Origin of the sequence: Maribacter aquimarinus (genome assembly GCF_047345505.1) — a bacterium.
In the GTDB taxonomy this organism is placed as follows: domain Bacteria; phylum Bacteroidota; class Bacteroidia; order Flavobacteriales; family Flavobacteriaceae; genus Maribacter.
Genome location: NZ_JBLFEO010000023.1, coordinates 1 through 19,777 on the forward strand (window position 1 = coordinate 1; position 19,777 = coordinate 19,777).

General features: G+C 50.1%; 14 protein-coding genes. 5 read left to right on the forward strand and 9 right to left on the reverse strand.

Going from position 1 to position 19,777, the window contains the following annotated elements; translation table 11 throughout:
* Positions 1-788: 788 nt before the first annotated feature.
* Positions 789-2,429, forward strand: a complete 1,641-nt coding sequence (locus tag ACKWCC_RS14810) for a carboxypeptidase-like regulatory domain-containing protein (RefSeq protein WP_413996735.1) — start codon at positions 789-791, stop codon at positions 2,427-2,429.
* A gap of 219 nt (positions 2,430-2,648) precedes the next feature.
* Here the strand turns inward: ACKWCC_RS14810 and ACKWCC_RS14815 are convergent, their stop codons facing one another.
* The 5 genes from ACKWCC_RS14815 to ACKWCC_RS14835 form a co-directional block, all read right to left on the reverse strand.
* Positions 2,649-3,611, reverse strand: coding sequence for a 2-hydroxyacid dehydrogenase (locus tag ACKWCC_RS14815; RefSeq protein ID WP_413996736.1), 963 nt, complete (start codon positions 3,609-3,611; stop codon positions 2,649-2,651).
* A gap of 676 nt (positions 3,612-4,287) precedes the next feature.
* Entirely contained in the window at positions 4,288-4,548 is a 261-nt protein-coding gene (locus tag ACKWCC_RS14820; protein WP_413996737.1) for a UPF0175 family protein, read from the reverse strand.
* Between the two features lie 144 nt (positions 4,549-4,692).
* Positions 4,693-5,181, reverse strand: coding sequence for a VOC family protein (locus ACKWCC_RS14825; protein WP_413996738.1), 489 nt, complete (start codon positions 5,179-5,181; stop codon positions 4,693-4,695).
* A 4-nt stretch (positions 5,182-5,185) separates the two neighbouring features.
* Complete coding sequence (locus ACKWCC_RS14830) at positions 5,186-6,349, reverse strand: mandelate racemase/muconate lactonizing enzyme family protein (RefSeq protein WP_413996739.1); 1,164 nt, start codon at positions 6,347-6,349, stop codon at positions 5,186-5,188.
* Positions 6,350-6,474: 125 nt separating this feature from the next.
* Complete coding sequence (locus tag ACKWCC_RS14835; protein ID WP_413996740.1) at positions 6,475-7,359, reverse strand: sugar phosphate isomerase/epimerase family protein; 885 nt, start codon at positions 7,357-7,359, stop codon at positions 6,475-6,477.
* Between the two features lie 352 nt (positions 7,360-7,711).
* On the opposite strand from ACKWCC_RS14835, the gene ACKWCC_RS14840 reads away from it, so the two are divergent.
* Positions 7,712-8,044, forward strand: coding sequence for a single-stranded DNA-binding protein (locus ACKWCC_RS14840; protein ID WP_413996741.1), 333 nt, complete (start codon positions 7,712-7,714; stop codon positions 8,042-8,044).
* Positions 8,045-8,759: 715 nt separating this feature from the next.
* Entirely contained in the window at positions 8,760-10,850 is a 2,091-nt protein-coding gene (recQ, locus tag ACKWCC_RS14845; protein WP_413996742.1) for a DNA helicase RecQ, read from the forward strand.
* Between the two features lie 227 nt (positions 10,851-11,077).
* On the opposite strand, the gene ACKWCC_RS14850 is transcribed toward recQ, so the two are convergent.
* The 3 genes from ACKWCC_RS14850 to ACKWCC_RS14860 all read right to left on the reverse strand — a co-directional run bounded on the left by ACKWCC_RS14850 (position 11,078) and on the right by ACKWCC_RS14860 (position 15,145).
* Complete coding sequence (locus tag ACKWCC_RS14850) at positions 11,078-12,700, reverse strand: Gfo/Idh/MocA family protein (protein WP_413996743.1); 1,623 nt, start codon at positions 12,698-12,700, stop codon at positions 11,078-11,080.
* Positions 12,701-12,845: 145 nt separating this feature from the next.
* Positions 12,846-13,328 (reverse strand): DoxX family protein, encoded by a 483-nt coding sequence (locus ACKWCC_RS14855; RefSeq protein WP_413996744.1) that lies wholly within the window; start codon positions 13,326-13,328, stop codon positions 12,846-12,848.
* A 179-nt stretch (positions 13,329-13,507) separates the two neighbouring features.
* Positions 13,508-15,145, reverse strand: a complete 1,638-nt coding sequence (locus tag ACKWCC_RS14860; RefSeq protein ID WP_413996745.1) for a hypothetical protein — start codon at positions 15,143-15,145, stop codon at positions 13,508-13,510.
* Positions 15,146-15,638: 493 nt separating this feature from the next.
* Between ACKWCC_RS14860 and ACKWCC_RS14865 the strand changes: the two genes are divergently transcribed.
* The gene (locus tag ACKWCC_RS14865) at positions 15,639-17,003 is read left to right on the forward strand and encodes a TrpB-like pyridoxal phosphate-dependent enzyme (protein WP_413996746.1); all 1,365 of its coding nucleotides are present in this window, start codon (positions 15,639-15,641) and stop codon (positions 17,001-17,003) included.
* A gap of 209 nt (positions 17,004-17,212) precedes the next feature.
* Here the strand turns inward: ACKWCC_RS14865 and ACKWCC_RS14870 are convergent, their stop codons facing one another.
* Entirely contained in the window at positions 17,213-17,698 is a 486-nt protein-coding gene (locus ACKWCC_RS14870) for a hypothetical protein (RefSeq protein ID WP_413996747.1), read from the reverse strand.
* Between the two features lie 222 nt (positions 17,699-17,920).
* On the opposite strand from ACKWCC_RS14870, the gene ACKWCC_RS14875 reads away from it, so the two are divergent.
* On the forward strand, positions 17,921-19,579 hold the full coding sequence (locus ACKWCC_RS14875) for a solute:sodium symporter family transporter (protein ID WP_413996748.1): 1,659 nt from the start codon (positions 17,921-17,923) through the stop codon (positions 19,577-19,579).
* Positions 19,580-19,777 lie beyond the last annotated feature (198 nt).

Sequence of the window (19,777 nt, forward strand, 5' to 3'; positions counted from 1 at the left end):
GAACTATTTCCATCTCTATGGTATCTTTGTCGAGTACTTTGTACATGGGCTATGGGATTTATGTTTGGCGACACAAATGTCCGTAGCCCTATCTTTCGATCCAAAAAAAGTTTAAATCACTTCATAGTAGAGATGCGTTAAACCAAATTGATTCTTTCAAAACTATAACAAATATGGTACATACAGGAAGTTGTTCTATTAATTGATTTGATTTGGATATTTTGGAGAAACCCGGAAAGCATCAACACCGGATGATACCTATTTGGCCCACGTCCTCCCTTTGGTATACCGTTACCAGTTCTGCCAGCGCTTGGCCAGGTACAACGGCGACCCCGGTACAAGGCACCTGAACTGATAGAACCAGTTTGCATAGCTGCTATTTGCACAGCTGCCCGCCCGCAGCGGCCTGAGCGACATTTGCCACTGCCAGGTGGCACAAATATGGTGGTATGGATGCTCAACAAATCCAGGAGCTTAAGTGATTGCAACAAGAGAATCTTCGTTTAAAACAGATATACGCAGATTTGAGTTTAGATCAAACAAGAGCCCGATCAGAAGTCTTCCGGGAGGGTCATAACCAAGATCACCACACAAAAATCGCTCGGCTGGAAGGGTCCGAACCAAGGTTTTAACGATTTTTACAAAAAGGGCCAGCCCTTTTTGTAAAACAATTCCTTAATTTAAACACGGTGTGGAAAAGGGTAAGTCCTTGCCCTTGGGTTTACCAATGAGCCAAAGAACCAGCAAGTAAACCAGCGTTGGTCAGAACCATATAGGTTCATGCCGTTATGGACAACATTAAGAAAGGAGGGTTGGGCCAAATGAAAGCGACATCTACATTTTTTATGTTTTCAATCTTCTTGTTTCTTGTCACGGGCGCCATGTCTCAGCAAGACAAGGATTTCGTTTCTGGAGTATTAAAGGAAAAACACGGTCAAAATCCCATTCCCTTTGCCACATTGCGCTCAAAAGAAAAAGCCATTGGTGTGATAAGCAATCAAGATGGTGGTTTTCGCATCCCAAAATATTTTTTGGAAGAAGGCAAAATACTTGAAATTTCTTGCTTGGGCTATAAGACTCGCGAAATTGATCTATCCACTTTAAAATTAGGGGAACAAAACATCATTTACCTAGAGCGGGAAGCCATCACATTGCACGAGTCCGTTATTGTTGGCAAACGCAAAAATCCTCCAAGCCCACGTAAGATCATTAAGAGGGCTTTTGAAAGAATTCCCCAGAACCATCCAATTTCTCCATTTGGTTATGTTGGCTATTATAGAGACTATCAACTAAAAGATGGGGAGTATATTAATTTGAACGAGGCGCTCTTGAACATATGGGATAAGGGTTGGGCAACGAATGATTTAGAGGCTACGAAAATTCAAATTTATGATTACAAATCAAATATGGATTTTAGAAGGGATACCCTATCCATTAAGCCCTATGATTATATCTCTAGGGAAAAAGTAATTGAAAATGCTTATCTCTTTAATTTTGGTGGCAATGAGGTGAGCATACTCAGAATTCACGATGCGGTGAGAAATTTTAACGTAGCTACCTATTCTTTTGTGAACATACCGCAAAAGGGAATACTTAAGAACCATTCGCTCACTAGGCTTAGGGACAAATCCATAGATGGTGAGCCCATGTATGTCATCTCTTTAGAAAAATCGAACGCCGAACTTGACACTTCAGAATTTCAAAATGCGCCAAAAACCCCAAGGTATGGTGCAATTGGAAAAATTTATGTTTCTAAAATGACATATGCCATCCATAAATTGGAGTATCGGGTATTTGAAAACCACAGCAGTGCCCGCAGCAAGGCATCACCAAGGTTGATTTTTGAAGTTGATGTGGAGTACAAAAAACGCAATGATAAAATGTATCTCAATTACATTTCTTTCAATAACAGCTTTACGCTTCAAAAATCGCTCTTCAACATAGAAGAAATAAGTCTGGACAAAGAGCAAAAATGTTTTGATCTGCGCTTTAACAAATCGCCCGTAAGGTTCATCGATTGGTCCCAAAAAAATTTTTATGTACGATTTAAAAAGAGAAAGGTGAAGATAAAAAAAATGGAAGCGACCCCTAAAGGATACATGCTTTACCCGGATGTGGAGGTATTTAACGAAATACAAGAAGAGCTTACATCGCTGTATGGAGATAGTCAATATTTCCCACCCGATATTCTTGAATTTCAATTTGTTAATCTTACGGATGCCCATGGAAATGAAATAAATTCATTTTATTCCGAGGAGTACAAGCAGTATAGGGAGTTTTTTACCCAAAAAATACAAGAGCATAACGGATTGGATATGCCTGCCAACACCTTGATGAAAAAGGATGTTCCACTCTCATACGGGCAACCTATTTTTAAACCTACCAATTTTGATGAATTTTGGATGAATACCCCTTTGATTACGGAATAGTTTTACCCAAGGTATATTGGCAATGGTTGTGCCACGAATGTTGTGGAAACGAAAATGGTATTGTATTGGCCAGAGGTAGGACGCCAGGACATAGGACGAAAGACCAAAAATAGGTCCGATCACAAACACCGGAAAGCTAAGTTTCTAAAATTCTTGGAACCACAAATATAATGGTAGCACCTTGGAAATTAAGGTGTTGTTGGCCTGCCCCGAGCCAGTTTACAAGAAACCCAATGCCGCCCTATTGAAAACACAGTTTTCCTGGGCCTGTTCCCCACGCAAAAGCGCCAAGGTGTTTTCTACGGTTACCCGGCACATATAGGCGTAAGTGGTTGCCGTGAGGCTGCCCACGTGGGGCGTGATGTAGGTATTGGGATGTTTTGTAAGTGGTTCGCCGGTTTCCGGAGGTTCCACGGCCAGTACATCTGCCGCAAAACCCGCCAATTTTTTATGCTCCAAGGCGGTCACCAAGGCTTTTTGATCAATGATGCCGCCCCGGGCGGTATTGATCAGCAAGGCCGTGGGCTTCATCAGGGCCAGTGCCTTGGCATTGATGAGGTGTTCCGTTTCCGGGGTCAGCGGAAGGTGCAGGCTAATGCAATCTGCCGTTTTCAGTACTTTTTCAAAAGGGGCAAAAGCATAGGGGACATCTTCTTTTTCCGCACTCCAGTAGATAACCCGCATCCCCATGGCATGGGCAATGCGGGCCACCTTTTTCCCGATGTTGCCCATTCCCAAAATGCCCAGGGTCTTCCCGTGGATCTCATCTCCTTGGTAGCTGCCCCTTTGCTGCCATTGGCCTTCCTTTGCCATGGTAATGGCGTTGTACAGGTTGCGTTGCAAAACCAATAATAGGGAAATGGTATGCTCGGCAATGGTATTGGCGTTGGAGTTGGGGGCGTTTACCACTTTAATGCCCCGTTTGGTGGCTTCGGCCACATCAATGTTGTCCAGTCCCACGCCACAACGGGCAATGATTTTCAGCTCTGGCAATTGGGCCATCAGGGCCGCCCGCACCTGACCTTTGCCCCGGGTGATGATGGCATGGACGTCATTGTTCTTGATGGCGGAGGCCAGGCTCTCGGCATCAAAACCCGTGATGATTTTAACGTCTGCCGCACCTTCCAATAGGTGCATGGCTTCATCGGCAATGGTTTCCAAGAGGAGGATGGTGTGGGTCATGTCTTAGAATCTTTTGTGATATGGGGTTTGTGCGTTTTAAGGGTTCTTTTTAAGGCGAAAGGGTACTTGTCTTGTTTTGTTTGCAATTGGACTATGAATCGCTTTTAAAGATTTTCAGGTAACATCATTTTTTTTGGCCCGAATGGACTTCGACTGCGCTCAGTCTGACATTGCATTTAAGACGGCACGCCATCAGTACTAATGCCCATCTGAATTTCGGGCAAGTCAGGCCGTCCAAAACACCTATTCGAACAATTCAATCCATTGCCCTCTGATTTCAATACACCGAAAATGACCAAATCCAATCTCACTTCCCGTGGTACAGGGTGGCATCCTTGGTCTTGTAGCCCCTGAAATCGTTTCGGCCGGAGACGTAGATCCCTTCTTTGAACAGTTCGTCCTCGAATATTTTTGGGTCTATCTCGGCATCCGGGGCACAGGAGATCTCTATGGGATGGCCTTAGGATCTCAATGCTATCCAACCAATGTCGGAAATCCCCATGCTCATGGCACGCCCAAAATAAGCCAAAGATCAGTAAGGTTTTGGTTTGCGTATCCTTGGTTCATTGTTTTTTTCCAGTATGGCGTTTAGTAGTTTTAGCCCGTAATATCTTTCGTTTTTCAATAGTTTTTGAAAAAATGGCACCTGCATCGGCAATTACAAGTCCATTTTTCATCAATGTAATTTTTCGCTATCCTTTATAACGTCCTCTTCCGTTAAACTGGAAATGGAAATACTGTTTTTGGAGAGTTCTTTTTCAAATTCAAACCGCGATAATCCAGAAAGTTGACTGGCTTTACCGATGGTCAGTTTATGGGCTTTATAGAGCTGCATTGCCAAGATGAGTTTAATGCGGCTTTTTAATTCTTTCTCCGATTCGTTGAGCGCCAAAAGAATATCACTTGGAAAGTCAATTGAAATTGTCTGAATCGCCATAACGTCATGATTTTTAGTAAATGTAATGATTTTGCAAGCGCATCTGTTTCCGTAAAGGGTTTTGTGGCGCATTGTGCCATAAAATGATGTCCTTGTGGGTTTCTGATGCTGGCATATGAAGTGCATCATTGGGCAAGAAAGGGCTCACTTCCCGTGGTACAGGGTGGCATCCTTGGTCTTGTAGCCCCTGAAATCGTTTCGGCCGGAGACGTAGATCCCTTCTTTGAACAGTTCGTCCTCGAATATTTTTGGGTCTATCTCGGCATCCGGGGCACAGGAGATCTCTATGAGATTGCCCGATGGGTCGCGCACAAACATTTGTATGGGGCCGTCCGGTAATTGGCGTACGTGTCCCCACGGTTTTATGTCAATGACCCCAAGTTCCTTCATCCTAAAGAAAATGGCATTGATATCATCCACTTGCACACAGATATGTCCTCGGAAGGAGTAGCTGTCCTCCCATTCCGTAAGGTGCAGTTGCTGGGTTTCATTGAACTTGAAAAAGGCCGTGGGATAATCAAAAAGAAAGGCCGGGATGGGTTCCAGTCCCAGTTCGTGCTCATAGAATTTACAGGCTTCCTCCAAGTTGCTTACAATGAGGGCCACGTGGTTGATCTGAATTGCTTTTGCCATGATGTTATTGTTTAAATTCGTTTACAAAGTCCCAGTTCGGGGTCAGCCCTAGGCCCGGTCTGTCCGGTTCGGGGAGCATGCCGTTTTCGTCCACGCCTATGTGCTCCTCCACCAGGTCGTACATCATTGGGTTGCCCCCCAGGGAAAACTCGATCACATTGGCCGCTGGCGATGCAAAGGCCACCGATGCGCCCGCCATAAAGGAAAAGGCGGATCCCCAGCAATGGGGCGCCAGTTCCAGCTGATGGGTGTGCGCCAGTTGGGCCACGCGCATGGATTCGGTGATGCCGCCAATAATGGCACAATCGGGTTGTAGCACGTCCAGGGCGCGTTCGGCGATCAGGTCACGCACATCGAAGGCGGTGTATTCGCTCTCACCGGCCGCAATGGGTATATGGGTGCTGGCACGGACTTCTGCCGTGCCGATCTTATGGTCCGGATTTATGGGCTCTTCAAACCAGTAGAGGTTGCAATCTGCCACGCCCCGGCAGAACTGCTTGGCCTCCGGCACGCTAAAGGTGCCGTGGGCGTCGGTCATTAGCTTAATGTGGTCCGGCAGGGCTTCCCGTGCCGCTCTTACCCGCTCTATGCTGGCCTGTACGTTCTTGTCCATGATGCCCACCCGCATTTTTACGCCAGAAAACCCTTTTTTGGTGTAGGACAGCAATTGCTCCCCAATGGCGTCCGCTTTTGCCCAGCCACCACTGGCATAGGCCGGCATTTTGTCCCGGCAGCTACCTCCCAAAAGTTCCACCACCGGTGCGCCCAAGGCCTTGCCCTTGAGGTCCCACAGGGCGGTGTCTATGCCGCTCATGGCGGAAACGGTTAACCCGCGTCTGCCCAGAATGGGGAATTTTCTTCCCCGGGAAAGGGCGTAATGATCACGGGTGCCGTTATAGATATGTTCCCAGATCCTGGAAATGTGCCGGGCGTCCTTTCCCAATAAAATGGGCTTGATCTCATGTTCAATACAGCTCACGATACTGGCACAAGATCCCGAGGAGCCCACGGCGGCCTTCGCCTCGCCAAAACCCTGTAGGCCGGAATCGGTGGAGACCACTACCAGGGTCATGTCAAAATGGGTCAGCAGGCCATAATCCGAAAAATGTTGTTTTTCCTTGGGAATGGGGCATCGCAGCCAAAAAGCTTCCACATTGGTTATTTTCATACTTCTATTTTAGAATCAAGACAAGAGTCAAGACTAATTTATTTTAACTACCCACTACCCACTACCCACTACCCACTACCCACTACCCACTACCCACTACTTACTAAAAACCACCCCCTATCAACCTATAAAAAAGGCTTCAAGGTATCCACGGACCTTTTGGTTAACATGGAATAAAATGCTTCCGTTACCGCAGAGCTGCCGTGGTCCTGCAAAAACTTGAGCTGTTCGTCGCTGAGGCCAACCGGGGCCGTGTCTATGGAATTGGGATAGGGATTGGCGGGCGTTCTGTCCATGGGCGGGCAAAATTCCACCGAAAGCACATCGTCATAACCTATTTCATTGAGTGTCTGCATGATCCGTTTCCAGTCCAGATGGCCCATACCGGGCGCCATCCGGTTGTTGTCTGCCACGTGAAAATTTACCAGTCTCTTGCCCACCTGTCTAATGGTCTCGAACATGTCCGCTTCCTCAAGGTTCATATGGAAGGTGTCCAGGCACACCCCACAATTGGGGCCCACCGCTTCGGCCAGGGCCAAGGCCTGCGCCCCGCGATTGATGAAGTAGGTTTCAAACCTATTGATCGGTTCAATGCCAATTTTGAGTCCGTTCGCCTCGGTGTAGGCATAGACTTCCCTTACCCCTTCCACGGCCCATTCCCATTCCTCTTCGGGCCGTGCATCCGGGACAATTTTCCCCACGGTGGCCGGGACCAGGGAAATGACGGTGCCCCCAACTTCCTTTACCATTTTGGCAACATCCAATACGTACTGTACGGACATGGCCCGCTGCGCTTTGTCCTTGGCCAGCATGTTGCGCTCTTCCAGCATCAGCGTTACCGATCCCCAACATTGAAGGCCGTAGGTGTTCAACAGTGCCTGTACTACCTCGGGGTCATAGTTTTCCGGGGTGCCCTGCAGCTCCAAATGGGTGTACCCCATCGCGGCGATCCGTGCCATGGTGTCTTCCAGGGATTCGGCGCGCATCCAGTTGTGTATGGCTAATTTCATTGCATTTTCAATTTTTAGGTTTCACTGTTGGAAAGATACTTGAAAAAAGGGAAATGGCCCACGGATGGGCACGGGCGTTTTGGGCCGTTTGCCCAAGTTTGGGCCCTGACGTGGTACGGAAGTTTTGGGTATGATATGTTTTCAGGTCGAATTCAGAAGAAATATTTACATAGACCACATCATTTTAAAAAACTGATAATCAATTAAAAAAACATTTTTAAACGACAACAAACGAATACAAGTGAAAGTAATCATTTCCCAACCGACTCTTTTTTGGAACGGTTCCTATGTTTGCCCTGTTGCGTCAAAGCGGCGCCACAATCCAATAGTTAATCTTTTAAATCTTTGTATTATGAATGCTTTAAAGAACAGTGTACAGTTGATCGGAAACTTGGGCCAGGACCCAGAAATCGTGACCTTGGATGGGGGCGCAAAGCTCGCCAAATTTTCCATTGCCACGAGCGATAGTTACAAGAATGCCGCGGGCGAGAAGGTGGAAGATACCCAATGGCACAATATCGTGGCCTGGGGCAAGACCGCGGATATTGTGGAGAGCTATCTCACCAAGGGTAAACAAGTGGCCATTGAGGGCAAGTTGATGCACCGTTCCTACGAGACCAAGGATGGCCAAAAGCGCTACGTTACCGAAGTGCGCTGCAATGAGTTGCTGATGTTGGGGAAGTAGGGATTGCTTTGTCAGTCTGAGCGCAGTCGAAGACCTTGTTAGCAGGGATGGCGCTTCGACTGCGCTCAGCGTGACAGCCGGTCCCTTGCCGGTCATCAAGCCTTTGGGAGACCATAAACGGTTTTTTAGGTGGCGCACGGTTCTTCAAGAGGTGGGTTGCACTATTTTTTGTCAGTCTGAGCGCAGTCGAAGACCTTGTTAGCAGGGATGGCGCTTCGACTGCGCTCAGCGTGACAGCCGGTCCCTTGCCGGTCGGCAAACCTTTGGGAGACCATAAATGGTTTTTTTGGAGGCGCACGGTTCTTCAAGAGGTGGGTTGCACCATCTTTTGTCAGTCTGAGCGCAGTCGAAGACCTTGTTCGCGGGGATGGCGCTTCGACTTCGCCCAGCGTGACAGACGGTCCCTTGCCGGTCATCAAGCCTTTGGGAGACCATAAACGGTTTTTTAGGTGGCGTACGGTTCTTCAAGAGGTGGGTTGCACTATTTTTTGTCAGTCTGAGCGCAGTCGAAGACCTTGTTTGCGGGGATGGTGCTTGGACCGCGCTCAGCGTGACAGCCGGTCCCTTGTCAGTCTGAGCGCAGTCGAAGACCTTGTTAGCAGGGAGGGCGCTTGGACCGTGCTCAGCGTGACGGCATTTCCTTTGTCGGTCAGCAAACTTTTGAGGGATTTTTAATGGTTTTTTTGGTGCACGAACAATCCTTATTTTTACCCCTATGACAACCACCGTGGAAGAAAAGTTACTGCCCTTGTTAAAGACCCATTTTGGGTATGATTCCTTCAAGCCAAACCAATTGGCCATCATTGAAGACGTTTTGGCAAAAAAGGATGTATTGGCCATCATGCCCACGGGCGGCGGAAAATCGCTTTGCTACCAGCTTTCTGCCCTGGCCCTGGACGGTACGGCCGTTGTCATATCGCCCTTGATCGCCTTGATGAAAGACCAGGTAGATGTGCTTAGGGCCAACGGAATTGCAGCGGCCCACTATAACAGCACCCAATCCCAGGAACAGCAACAGGAAGTATTTTCCAGCCTACAGCAGGGAGCACTGAAACTGCTCTATGTGGCACCAGAAAGTTTGGGGGCCTTCCATTCCATTTTTGAGCGCATCAACATCAATCTGTTCGCGGTGGACGAGGCCCATTGCATCTCTTCCTGGGGGCACGATTTTAGACCGGCCTACACCCAATTGGGCAATTTAAAGGAGCGTTTCCCGAACATTCCCATCATTGCCCTTACCGCCACCGCGGACGATACTACCCAAGAGGATATCGCCCATCAACTCAAAATAACCGAAGGAGCACGCCACTTGGCTTCCTTTAACCGGCCCAACCTCTTTTTGGAAGTACGGCCGGCCCAAAACCGCATCAAACACATTCTGGAGTTTTTGGACGAAAGGCCCAATGAGAGCGGCATCATCTATTGCCTCAGTCGCAAGAGCACGGAGAAACTGGCCGAAAAACTACAGTTGGCCGGCTACGCGGCAAAAGCCTACCACGCGGGGCTATCTCCCTTGGAGCGCACCCAGGTGCAAGAAGAGTTCATTACGGACAAAGTGCCCATTGTTACCGCCACCATAGCCTTTGGCATGGGCATAGACAAGAGCAATGTACGGTGGGTGATCCATTACAACCTGCCCAAGAACGTGGAGGGCTACTACCAGGAAATTGGCCGGGGCGGCAGGGACGGCCTGCCCGCCCACGCCTTGCTTTTTTATAGTTATGCCGATGTGGCACAATTGAAACGCTTCATTGCCGAGAGTGAGAACGCAGTGGTGGAGCATGCCAAGCTCCAGCGGATGCAGCAGTTCGCGGAGGCCCTGAGCTGCAGGCGCATTGCCCTGCTCAATTATTTTGGGGAAGAGGTTGTGGAGGGCTGCGGCAATTGCGACATCTGCCTACGGCCGCCCGCGTATTTCAACGGCACCGTCCTGGCCCAGAAGATCCTCTCGGCCGTGGCGCGCCTCAAGGAACGGGAACCCATGGGCACCGTCATAGATGTCTTGCGGGGCGCGCGCAATGCCCAGGTGTACGATAAGGGCTATCAACACATAAAGACCTATGGCGCCGTTCCCGATGTTTCTTGGGCAGACCTGCAACAATATGTGGTGCAGTTGCTTAACCAAGGGGTGCTGCGCATAAACTTCAGGGAAGGCTCCCGGCTGGAGCTCACCCCTTTGGCCAAGGAAGTGCTCTTTTCCAAAAAGACCATTGAACTGGCGGTATTGGAGAAAGATGTTGAACGTAAAAAAGTGGCCCGCAGCGGGCGTGCCCCAACGGGGGATCTGTTCGAGAAGTTGCGGCTGCTGCGCCAACGCCTGGCCTGGGAGCAGAACGTGCCCGCCTATGTTGTTTTTGGCGATGCCAGTTTAAGGGACATGGAAGCCAAATTGCCCCGGAACGAATCCGAGTTCATGGACATCACCGGAGTGGGGCAGGCAAAATTGGAAAAGTATGCGGATGTCTTTCTAAGGGAAATCGCCGCCCACAAACCGGCCAAAAGGAAGTCTAAGGTGCCCACCCACCAACAATCCCTTCAATTGTACAGGGAGGGTTGCACCGTGCAGGAAATTGCCGAGAAGCGCGAACTTTCGGAGAACACGGTATATGGCCATTTGATGAAGGTGCATGCCGAAGGGGAGGAGCTGGACCTGCACCAGTTTTTGGGCAAGCAAGAACTGCTCGATCTGGAAAAGGCCAAGGAAGCCCTTCCGGATGCGCAGGGCCTACGTGAGTATTTCGAATTTTTTGAGGAAAAGGTGCCCTATTGGAAAATAAAACTGGGACTCTATCTCTTGGATCATTGATTGGCACCGCCAAAGGGTTTGATACTCCGAGGCTTGCCCCGAGGTAGTTTATTGAACCGGGGCCACGACCCATACCGTGTTGCCATGGAACATTGGCAGACGCATGCTTGGTAATGCCGCACGGGCCAAGCCCCAATAAAGATCTCAGTTGGCCTTCCTTGCCCAGCGGCCATAAAAAACCGCCCGTGCCATGCGTTGCAGGGCGGTCTTCATCAACGATCAAAAACTCAGCTCACCCGTATATATGCTTTACGGGGCGGCTCATTGGAGAGCAGAACGGCGTCCAGGTCCACCCCTTCCATAGGTTTTATGATTTGCTGTTCCTTGTCCCACTCAACGCGGCGCCCCAGTTTCCAGGAAACACCGGCCATATGGGCCGCAATGGCCTCTTCAAACCCCTCTTGTATGCCGCAGCTCACTTTGTCCCCGTTTTTAATGGCCCCCAACCATTCGCGCAGGTGCAAAAAGGTGGAATCCACGCGCTTGCCGTTCACATAGGTCCACATCAGCCCCTTGTCCGCAAAGTACTGTGAGGTGGCAGAGGCTATGGCATCCGGGACATTGGCCCCTGGATCATACTGGTAAATGGGAATTGCCGGACTCATTTTGCCTTCTTCCAAAAGCTTGCCGTAGCGGGTGCTGGAACGGTCCGGCCAAATGGTGAGTCGGTTTCCGAGCTCCATGGTGGCATCGTGGCCCATTAAGATGGTGGGGCGGCTAAACCCATTGCCCAAGGTGGCACTGTAGCAGAAGGTCATGCCCTTTTCCTTGCCTTTCTTTTGGCTGCTGCCCAGGGTAAAGTTGGGGTATTCCATGTTCACTTGGAGCACGTCGGGCACGTTTCTGCCGTCATTGTGGGTATAGACCCCGCCAGAGGCCATCACGGATTCAGGAATGCCCATTTTTAGCACACAGTTTAAACGGTCATAGTCGTGGGTGAGCAGATCGCCCGAAAGCCCGGAGCCATAGGCCCACCACTTTCGCCATCTAAAGAAATGGTTTTTGTTGAAGGGCACTTCCGGGGCATTGCCCAAGAACTGTTTCCAATCCACGGTGCGTTCGTTGGCCTCTTCCTCTATGGTATAGTTCCAGGCCCCATTGTCATCGTTTCGGTTGGTATTGGTCTGTATCAGGGAAATATGGCCCAGGGTCCCCTTGTTAACGATGTCCTCCGCGGTTTTAAAGCTCAGGGTCTGCCGGTGCTGGTGGCCCACGGCAAAGACCGCACTGGAATTTTGGGCCGCTTCGCGCAGCGCATAGGTCTCGGCAATGGTGTGGCTCATGGGTTTTTCCAGGTACACGTGCACGCCGTTGTTCAGCGCCTCAATGGCCATGGGGGCGTGCCAGTGATCTGGGGTGGCTATGATCACGGCATCCACATCGCCACTGCGGAGCATGTCCTTATAGTTGGTGTAGCGCACCATGGCACTGTCTTCCGTGTTAAAGGATTCCAGGGCCTTTTCTGCACGTACGTCATAGATGTCGCAAATGCCCACCAAGGTCACGTTCAGTTTTTCTTGGTTGTTAAAATCCTCCAGTCCCGTATGTTTGGGGTTTTCCTCCTTTAGTTGTGCCATGCGTTCCTTCCATCCTTTAGTGGCAAAGCCCAGGGAGCGGCACAACTGTTCGCCGCGAATGCCAAAACCAATGATGCCCACCTTTATGGGGTCACCGCCAAGGCCCCCAAAGGCGTTGGGCAGGGAGGGCTGTATGTTCAGGGTCTCCAAAATTTCCGAGCGCTTGCGGGCCTTGCCCACGGTATTGGCTGCCCCGGCGTACCAGACGGCGCCCAAAATGGGCAGTCCGCCCAATCCTTTGATCAAATCTCTTCTCGTCCACTTCATGTCCATAGCTTCAAATTAATACATTTTACCATTCCTTACGAAGGCCAGTGTTTATGTTTTTTAGGTTGATGAATCATCGTTTCCATCACGGGCACCATGGCGGTGGCTCACTTTTTTTACTTTCCATCGGCAAAAAGTGCGGTGGCCATCATCACCCTTGAACCGTTTCCACCGCTTTCTTTTTTTGAAACACGGCCAATCCAAAATACTGCCCCGTGGGATAGAGAAAGAGCAGGATACAGGCCACCATCTCTATCAGGTTCTTGTTCACAAACCAATAATTGCCCTCCACGTTCACCTGGGGCAGCCCCGGGAAGGAGGGATGCGCCAAATAGTACATGGCCAACAACCCTATGCCCACAAGGGCGCCCACACGCTCATAGAGGCCGAACAACAAGGTAATGCCCACAATGACCAGGGCGGCCATGTTCAAATTGTTGATCCACGGCAAAACGCCGTCTCCCAGCATAAGGTTAAAAAGGGGTTTAAAAGGTCCTTGGGCAGAGGCCAGGTAGCCGTAGGCTGTCCAGCTGGGGTCATAGAGCTTTACCACCCCTTCGTACAAAAAGTGCCACCCTATGAGAATGCGCAATACGGTGACCGTGGTGGTTATTTTTTTGTCTTTAGCGTGCATGATGGCAGTGGGTTTTATAGGGTTGTTCTTTAGGTTCCATGTTTTGTGCCGAAATCCTTTTGGCCCAAAACCTCCATAAAGATACCACCCAAAAGAAACATAATACCTGACATTCGTCAGCTTTAGGGGAGGTCTGTTTTTTAGGTGGATTCCAGTCGCCCGTGAATAGACCGGCAGCATTACAGAGCCAACTTTTGGCGGTAGTGTTTCTTGATCTGTCCGTTGGCCAGCAAATAGGGTATAAAGGCAACCACCGCTATCACAAATGGTAAAATGCCAAGAACCCCTTTATCCCGTGTCCAGAAATCCACGGGAGCAATATAGGGCATGGCATCCCTTAGTTTTTTCTGTTCCGCTATTTTCGCGAGCTTCCGAACGTGTATGATCTGAAAACTTGGCGCTTGGTTCTGCTGGGTCTTATTGCTACGGATAAGGGCCATATCCTGGGTGTCCATCGGTTTTTGATGCTTAGGCCTAAGGCAGAACAGATGGCGATCGCCACAATTTCGTGGGGTATTGATCCTATCTTCAGGCATAAGGATAAACGGAATGGGTAAAAAATGGGACGCAAAGGCCACATCAGGTTGAAAGCGATCGCCATAACTTCTAATTTGCTGTTCCAAAGTGGCATCGTCCACACCCAACAAACTGGCCTTCGCCTTTTCCCGCATGGCCTCGGATACGTCCGTGCTTTTGGCAATGGCCCCACTGATCGCCCTACGGTAGTCTTCCAAGATCTTGGCCGATGCCGGCCTGTGCCCCAGCAAAACGCCCGGTTGCACCTGAGATGCCCGCATGATGATCTTATACTCTTCCACCGTAAGTAGGAACGGACGGTTGTTGTGGCCGAAACTGACATCAACATAGTCAAACGGTTCGGTGGGTCTCAACACCTGACGTCCATAGGTGCTATCTTCCGTAAAAAGGGGCAAACCGCGTTCCGCAAGCGTTTCGGCATCCATGGCTTGCCCCAAATTCAATTCCGCTTCCAGGTGCATCACCGTGTTTTCAAGGGCTTGTGCCTCTTTATTGTTGTTTTCCAGTTGAGTGGCAAGGTAAATGGACCCAAAAATGCCCACAATGGCAGCTACGAAAGCGAAGGCCAACCAAAAATGATGTCCCCTGATAAGCGGCAATCCCTGTCTTACATCTTCCTTAACGCTGAGCGGCCCGCAGGAAAGTGCTTGGTATTGGTAGTCTTGAAAGCGGCTCATTTTTGTGCCTATGTTTCTTATTCGGTACAGATAGCTAAAGGCGGTATTGGAGGCATCTTTACGCCTTACGGCCCATAAGGATAATTTTGGCAGCAGTTCTCCATCTTTGAATATGGGATAAATGTAGGGTTGCCAGTGCGGGGGTATTTGAAAGTGGGTATTGTTGAGTTTGTACACCTTTTCGGTATGGTCCACAGGGTCTATCTGAATTCCCAATTGTCCCGAAAGTTCCACCGCCTCCAAATGCTTTAGGGACAACCATATTTTTGTCCGTTTTGGGTAGCGTTTCCACGTTAAGGCGATAAAGCCCAAGGAGAGCAGTATGGGAATTCCAAAGCGTACCAAACCGGATAGTAGGGGCGACGAAATCAATGTGCCCAGAGAAATCCCGATCAGAAGCAATAGGCCCAAAAGAATTGAAAATACAATGGCCAAATAGGAAACATAGTCTAGCAAGGCCAATATCCGAACCCAGTTCGATTTTCGAACGTAGTGCGTTTCATCTTGGGTAAGGGGTCGTGTTTGCCCCACCTCGGCTTCTGCCGTGGTTATGAAAACAGAAAAGCTATCCCTTGTTTTTTCAGGGTTTGGGGGTTCTGTCATGGGGTGGGTGGTTCTTCTGTTTCATTATGTGGTTAAAAAGCAGAACCCTTAAGATAATGGTTGCTCCATAAAATTTGCAAACGTTAGGATTAAGGCTGTAATTGACAATAAAGAGGAATGAATGTTATTGGAAAAATTAATAGGGTTAAGATCCTTTTATTCATTTTATCTAAAAAAAATATAATCCAAAGATAGTCGTAATTACCCTGGGATAAAAAGTGGTGCCCACCCAAAACCAAAGGGCAAGGGGTTTGTAAAATACCAACTTACTGCACTACCTTTACAGACGTGCAAATCACCATCACAAAGATAGGGCCCGCTGCCGCGAACTGTTGAAAGGGGGCCCCGTAAATGGCCATGCCCAAGGCAAGGGATGCGCAATGACAGCGAACGCTTTGGATGGGGATGCCGTGAGCCGGATCTTTTGAAATGCACCATTGGCGCTGGCCAAGGGCTGGCTTGCCCAACGGATAAATGGAACAAACCAAATGACATGAAGAACAGAAAAATTATTTTGAGTGAAAGGGAAATCCCGGAAAAATGGTACAACATAGTGGCCGATATGCCCAACAAGCCCCTGCCGCCCCTGCACCCCGCGACCAAGGAGCCCATAGGTCCGGAAGCCCTTGGCCCGCTGTTTCCGGAGGAGTTGATCAAACAGGAGGTTTCCACGGAAAAATACATTGACATCCCCGATGAGGTGCGCAACATCTATTCCATCTGGAGGCCCACGCCCCTCTACCGGGCCTATGGACTGGAAAAAGCCCTGGACACTCCGGCCAAGATCTACTACAAGTACGAGGGTACCAGTCCCTCTGGCTCCCATAAGCCCAATACCGCGGTGGCCCAGGCGTACTACAACAAAAAAGAGGGCATAAAGCGCATTACCACAGAGACCGGGGCGGGCCAATGGGGAAGTGCCCTGGCCTTTGCCTGCAACCATTTTGACATGGAGTGCGAGGTCTATATGGTAAAGCTCTCCTACCTGCACAAGCCCTACCGCAAGATCATGATGAACACCTGGGGGGCAAAAGTGTTCCCGTCCCCTTCCAATGCCACGGAGGCAGGACGGAAAATTTTGGCCCAAGACCCCGATACCACCGGTTCTTTGGGCATTGCCATCTCCGAGGCGGTGGAACGGGCCGCCACCAATGACGATACCAAGTACGCCCTTGGGAGTGTGTTGAACCACGTGAAACTGCACCAGACCATTATTGGCCAAGAGGCGGTGGCCCAAATGGCCAAGGCGGGCGATATGCCGGATATTGTCATTGCGCCCTTTGGCGGTGGCTCCAACTTTGCCGGACTCGCGTTTCCCTTTCTGCGGCTCAATTTTGAGGAGGGCCGCAACATCCGCTGCATTGCCAGCGAGCCCACCTCCTGTCCCAAGTTAACGCGTGGGGTATTTCGGTACGACTATGGGGACACCGTGGGCATGACGCCCCTGTTGCCCATGTACACCCTGGGCCATAATTTTGTACCGGCCCCCATCCATGCCGGCGGGCTCAGGTACCACGGGGCCGGGGTCATTGTGAGCCAGTTGCTCAGGGACAAATTGATCGAGGCCGTGGCCCACGATAACCTGGAAGTGTTTGAAGCCGGTATCACCTTTGCCCGGGCAGAGGGCATCATCCCGGCTCCCGAGGCCACGCACGGCATTGCCACCGCCATTGATGAAGCCAATAAGTGCAAGGAAGAAGGGGTGTCCAAGACCATCCTGATCAACCTGTGCGGGCACGGTAATTTTGATATGAAGGCCTATGAGGATTATTTTGCCGGCAACATCGTAAAGCATGAGCTCACCTCCGAAGAAATAAACGCCTCCCTGGCCCAGTTGGATACCCCCACCATTGACTGAACGGTGGCCGGGGGCTGCCAATACGTGGCGGCCATACGGTCAGGAAAAAGCAGCAGGGAGAAGGTCTCACCAAAAAAAGGTGGGGCCTTCCCTTTTTTGGCCCCAAGAGGTTCCTTACGGATGCAACAGCATGGTTTGGATCAGCCTTGGACAAGGACCATCATCCTAAGAAGGGATTGTTTTCAGTACTTTTTATTTGTGGTATGGCCTCACTTGCAGCGTTCCAACAGCTCCCAGTAAATTTCAAACTCCCTGTGGGCAAGATTCAGGGCCTCGTGGGCCTTTACTGTTTTCTCTAGGGTGCCGTTCTTATAAAAAAACCAGGTTCCCGTGGGCGAATATTCACATTCCGTGCATCGTTGGGCCTGTATGATTTTCTCAATTTTTTGGTTCTCGTCAAAGACATGGGTGGTTTGGGTCACCACGGGGACACCTTCAAAAAAATCGCCGCTAAAGGAGTATTCCATTAGATTTTTGATGCTGCCGTCATCGTTAAAATGGTAATGGCTTCCAACGGGAAGGGACTGGGGCGTATCAAAGGCGCCGGTGTAGATGAGCCGTTGGTGCTCGTTGCGGATCAAGAGCAGGTACTTGTGGGCATCGTCCAAAGCAATTGTTTCTTTGGAATATGGGGCCTGCTGGGCAAAAGACCAAAGGTTTAAGCACAAAAGGAAGAGGCACGCCAAGGGTTTCATACTAACTTCTTTGAAGCTAAGGTAACAAGAAAAGAGCAACAGGTTTTGGTAGGGCAAGAACGCCTTGACCGGCTGTTCATTTCCTGGGTGGCATTGGGAATATTGCCCCATTAATTGGTCTGCTATTTTCGGAAGTCTTATATTAGACGGCCATTGGTGTTGTGCTTCTTTACGGCAGCGCTTTCACCGTAAGGCCCAACAGTAACCAAACAAGCTTTTTTTATGGATTTTTTGTCTATTTTTTCCTTTGTAGGTTTCACCGCCCTTGTGGCCGTCATTGCCTGGTACGCCACCCGCAACACCCAAAAAGGGTCTTCGGACGGTTATTTTTTGGGAGGTAGGAGCCTTACCGCGGGCGTCATTGCGGGATCCCTGCTGCTCACCAACCTATCCACGGAACAGATCGTGGGCCTTAACGGGAGCGCTTACAAGGACGGTCTCTCCGTAATGGCCTGGGAAACCTTGGCGGCCATTGCCATGGTGGTCACGGCCATCTTGTTGCTCCCCCGGTACCTCAAGGGCGGTATTACCACAGTGCCCGAATTTTTGGCAGATCGGTTCGATGTCCCTACCAAGACCCTTACCTCCGCCCTCTTCCTTACCGGGTATGTGGTGGTGCTGCTTCCCGTGATCCTGTATTCCGGTTCGGTGGCCATCAGTGGGATGTTCGATGTGCCCAGTATGTTCAACATTTCTGAAAAAGCGGCCTTGGTATCCTGTATTTGGGGCATTGGCCTTATCGGGTGCATCTATGCGGTTTTTGGTGGACTGAAGGCCGTGGCCGTCGCGGACAGCATCAATGCCATAGGGCTGCTCACCGGCGGACTGCTCATCCCCATTTTTGGTCTGATGGCCATTGGCGACGGCAGCGTGGTGGCCGGTCTGGAAAACCTGGTGAGCACCCATCCCCAACGTTTTGACTCCACCGGGGAGCCCGGGCAGGAAGTGCCCTTTTCCACCATCTTCACCGGGATGATGCTGGTACAGCTCTTCTATTGGGGCACCAACCAGCAGATCATACAAAAGGCCCTTGCGGCCAAAAACCTGGCCGAAGGCCAAAAAGGGTTGTTGTTGGCCGCCTTCCTGAAGATACTGGGCCCCATTATCTTGGTGCTGCCGGGCATGATCGCCTATCATCTGTTCGAGGGCAATCTCGCCACCAGTGACATGGCCTACCCGGAACTGGTGCGTGCCGTGCTTCCCAAGGCCATGGTGGGCTTCTTTGCCGCGGTGCTCTTCGGGGCCATTCTCAGCTCTTTCAATGGAGTGCTCACCAGCTCGGTGACCCTCTTTGGCATTGACATCTACAAGCAGCACATTAACAAGGACGCCCCGGAGCAGACCATTGTGAACTACGGAAAGGTATTTGGGGTCATCTTGGCCTTTGCGGCCATGTTCATTGCGCCCCTGATTGCAAACGCCGGCAGTCTTTTCAACTATTTGCAGGAGATCAACGGTATTTACAGCATTCCCATACTCACCATCATCGTGGTGGGCTACCTCACCAAACGGGTACCTGCCATTGCCGCCAAGATCGGCATCCTTTCCGGTTCCCTATTGTACATTTTGAGCCAGTTCATCATGAAGCCGTATTTTGTGGAAGCTGCGCTTGAGAAGGCAGCGGCGACGGGCATTACGGATGCCAAGGAACTGGCCATGGTAGAGGCCGATGCCTATCCGCATTACCTGCATGTCATGGCCATTTTGTTCGTCTCCAACATTTTGATCATGCTGTTCATTGGCCGTTTGCGCCCCAGAAAGGAACCCTTTGAACTGGAATATACCAAACAGGTGAGCATTGAGCCCTACAAGTACGTAAAACAGGTGGGCCTTGCCATTACCCTGGTCGTGGTCTGCATCTACATCTATTTTGCCAAGTAGGGCAAAGCGGGCATTTGGAAGCTTTACGGTCTTTTTTATGTTCCGTACCGAGAGGCTGAGCAGAATCCTCTTTTCAAATACAAATAAGCGATCGGTTTTGGTGTACAGCGATGTGCCTGCTGACCTTCACGAGCCACGCACTGCCACGGGATCACCTACGGATCTTAGAACGGAAATTGAGGGAATACGATAGTTGAA

What these genes read in the sequence shown, in the direction of transcription:
- ACKWCC_RS14810 (WP_413996735.1), top strand. Translation starts at nt 789, where the DNA reads ATGGACAACATTAAGAAAGGAGGGTTGGGCCAAATGAAAGCGACATCT.
- ACKWCC_RS14815 (WP_413996736.1), bottom strand. Translation starts at nt 3,611, where the DNA reads ATGACCCACACCATCCTCCTCTTGGAAACCATTGCCGATGAAGCCATG.
- ACKWCC_RS14820 (WP_413996737.1), bottom strand. Translation starts at nt 4,548, where the DNA reads ATGGCGATTCAGACAATTTCAATTGACTTTCCAAGTGATATTCTTTTG.
- ACKWCC_RS14825 (WP_413996738.1), bottom strand. Translation starts at nt 5,181, where the DNA reads ATGGCAAAAGCAATTCAGATCAACCACGTGGCCCTCATTGTAAGCAAC.
- ACKWCC_RS14830 (WP_413996739.1), bottom strand. Translation starts at nt 6,349, where the DNA reads ATGAAAATAACCAATGTGGAAGCTTTTTGGCTGCGATGCCCCATTCCC.
- ACKWCC_RS14835 (WP_413996740.1), bottom strand. Translation starts at nt 7,359, where the DNA reads ATGAAATTAGCCATACACAACTGGATGCGCGCCGAATCCCTGGAAGAC.
- ACKWCC_RS14840 (WP_413996741.1), top strand. Translation starts at nt 7,712, where the DNA reads ATGAATGCTTTAAAGAACAGTGTACAGTTGATCGGAAACTTGGGCCAG.
- recQ (WP_413996742.1), top strand. Translation starts at nt 8,760, where the DNA reads ATGACAACCACCGTGGAAGAAAAGTTACTGCCCTTGTTAAAGACCCAT.
- ACKWCC_RS14850 (WP_413996743.1), bottom strand. Translation starts at nt 12,700, where the DNA reads ATGGACATGAAGTGGACGAGAAGAGATTTGATCAAAGGATTGGGCGGA.
- ACKWCC_RS14855 (WP_413996744.1), bottom strand. Translation starts at nt 13,328, where the DNA reads ATGCACGCTAAAGACAAAAAAATAACCACCACGGTCACCGTATTGCGC.
- ACKWCC_RS14860 (WP_413996745.1), bottom strand. Translation starts at nt 15,145, where the DNA reads ATGACAGAACCCCCAAACCCTGAAAAAACAAGGGATAGCTTTTCTGTT.
- ACKWCC_RS14865 (WP_413996746.1), top strand. Translation starts at nt 15,639, where the DNA reads ATGAAGAACAGAAAAATTATTTTGAGTGAAAGGGAAATCCCGGAAAAA.
- ACKWCC_RS14870 (WP_413996747.1), bottom strand. Translation starts at nt 17,698, where the DNA reads ATGAAACCCTTGGCGTGCCTCTTCCTTTTGTGCTTAAACCTTTGGTCT.
- ACKWCC_RS14875 (WP_413996748.1), top strand. Translation starts at nt 17,921, where the DNA reads ATGGATTTTTTGTCTATTTTTTCCTTTGTAGGTTTCACCGCCCTTGTG.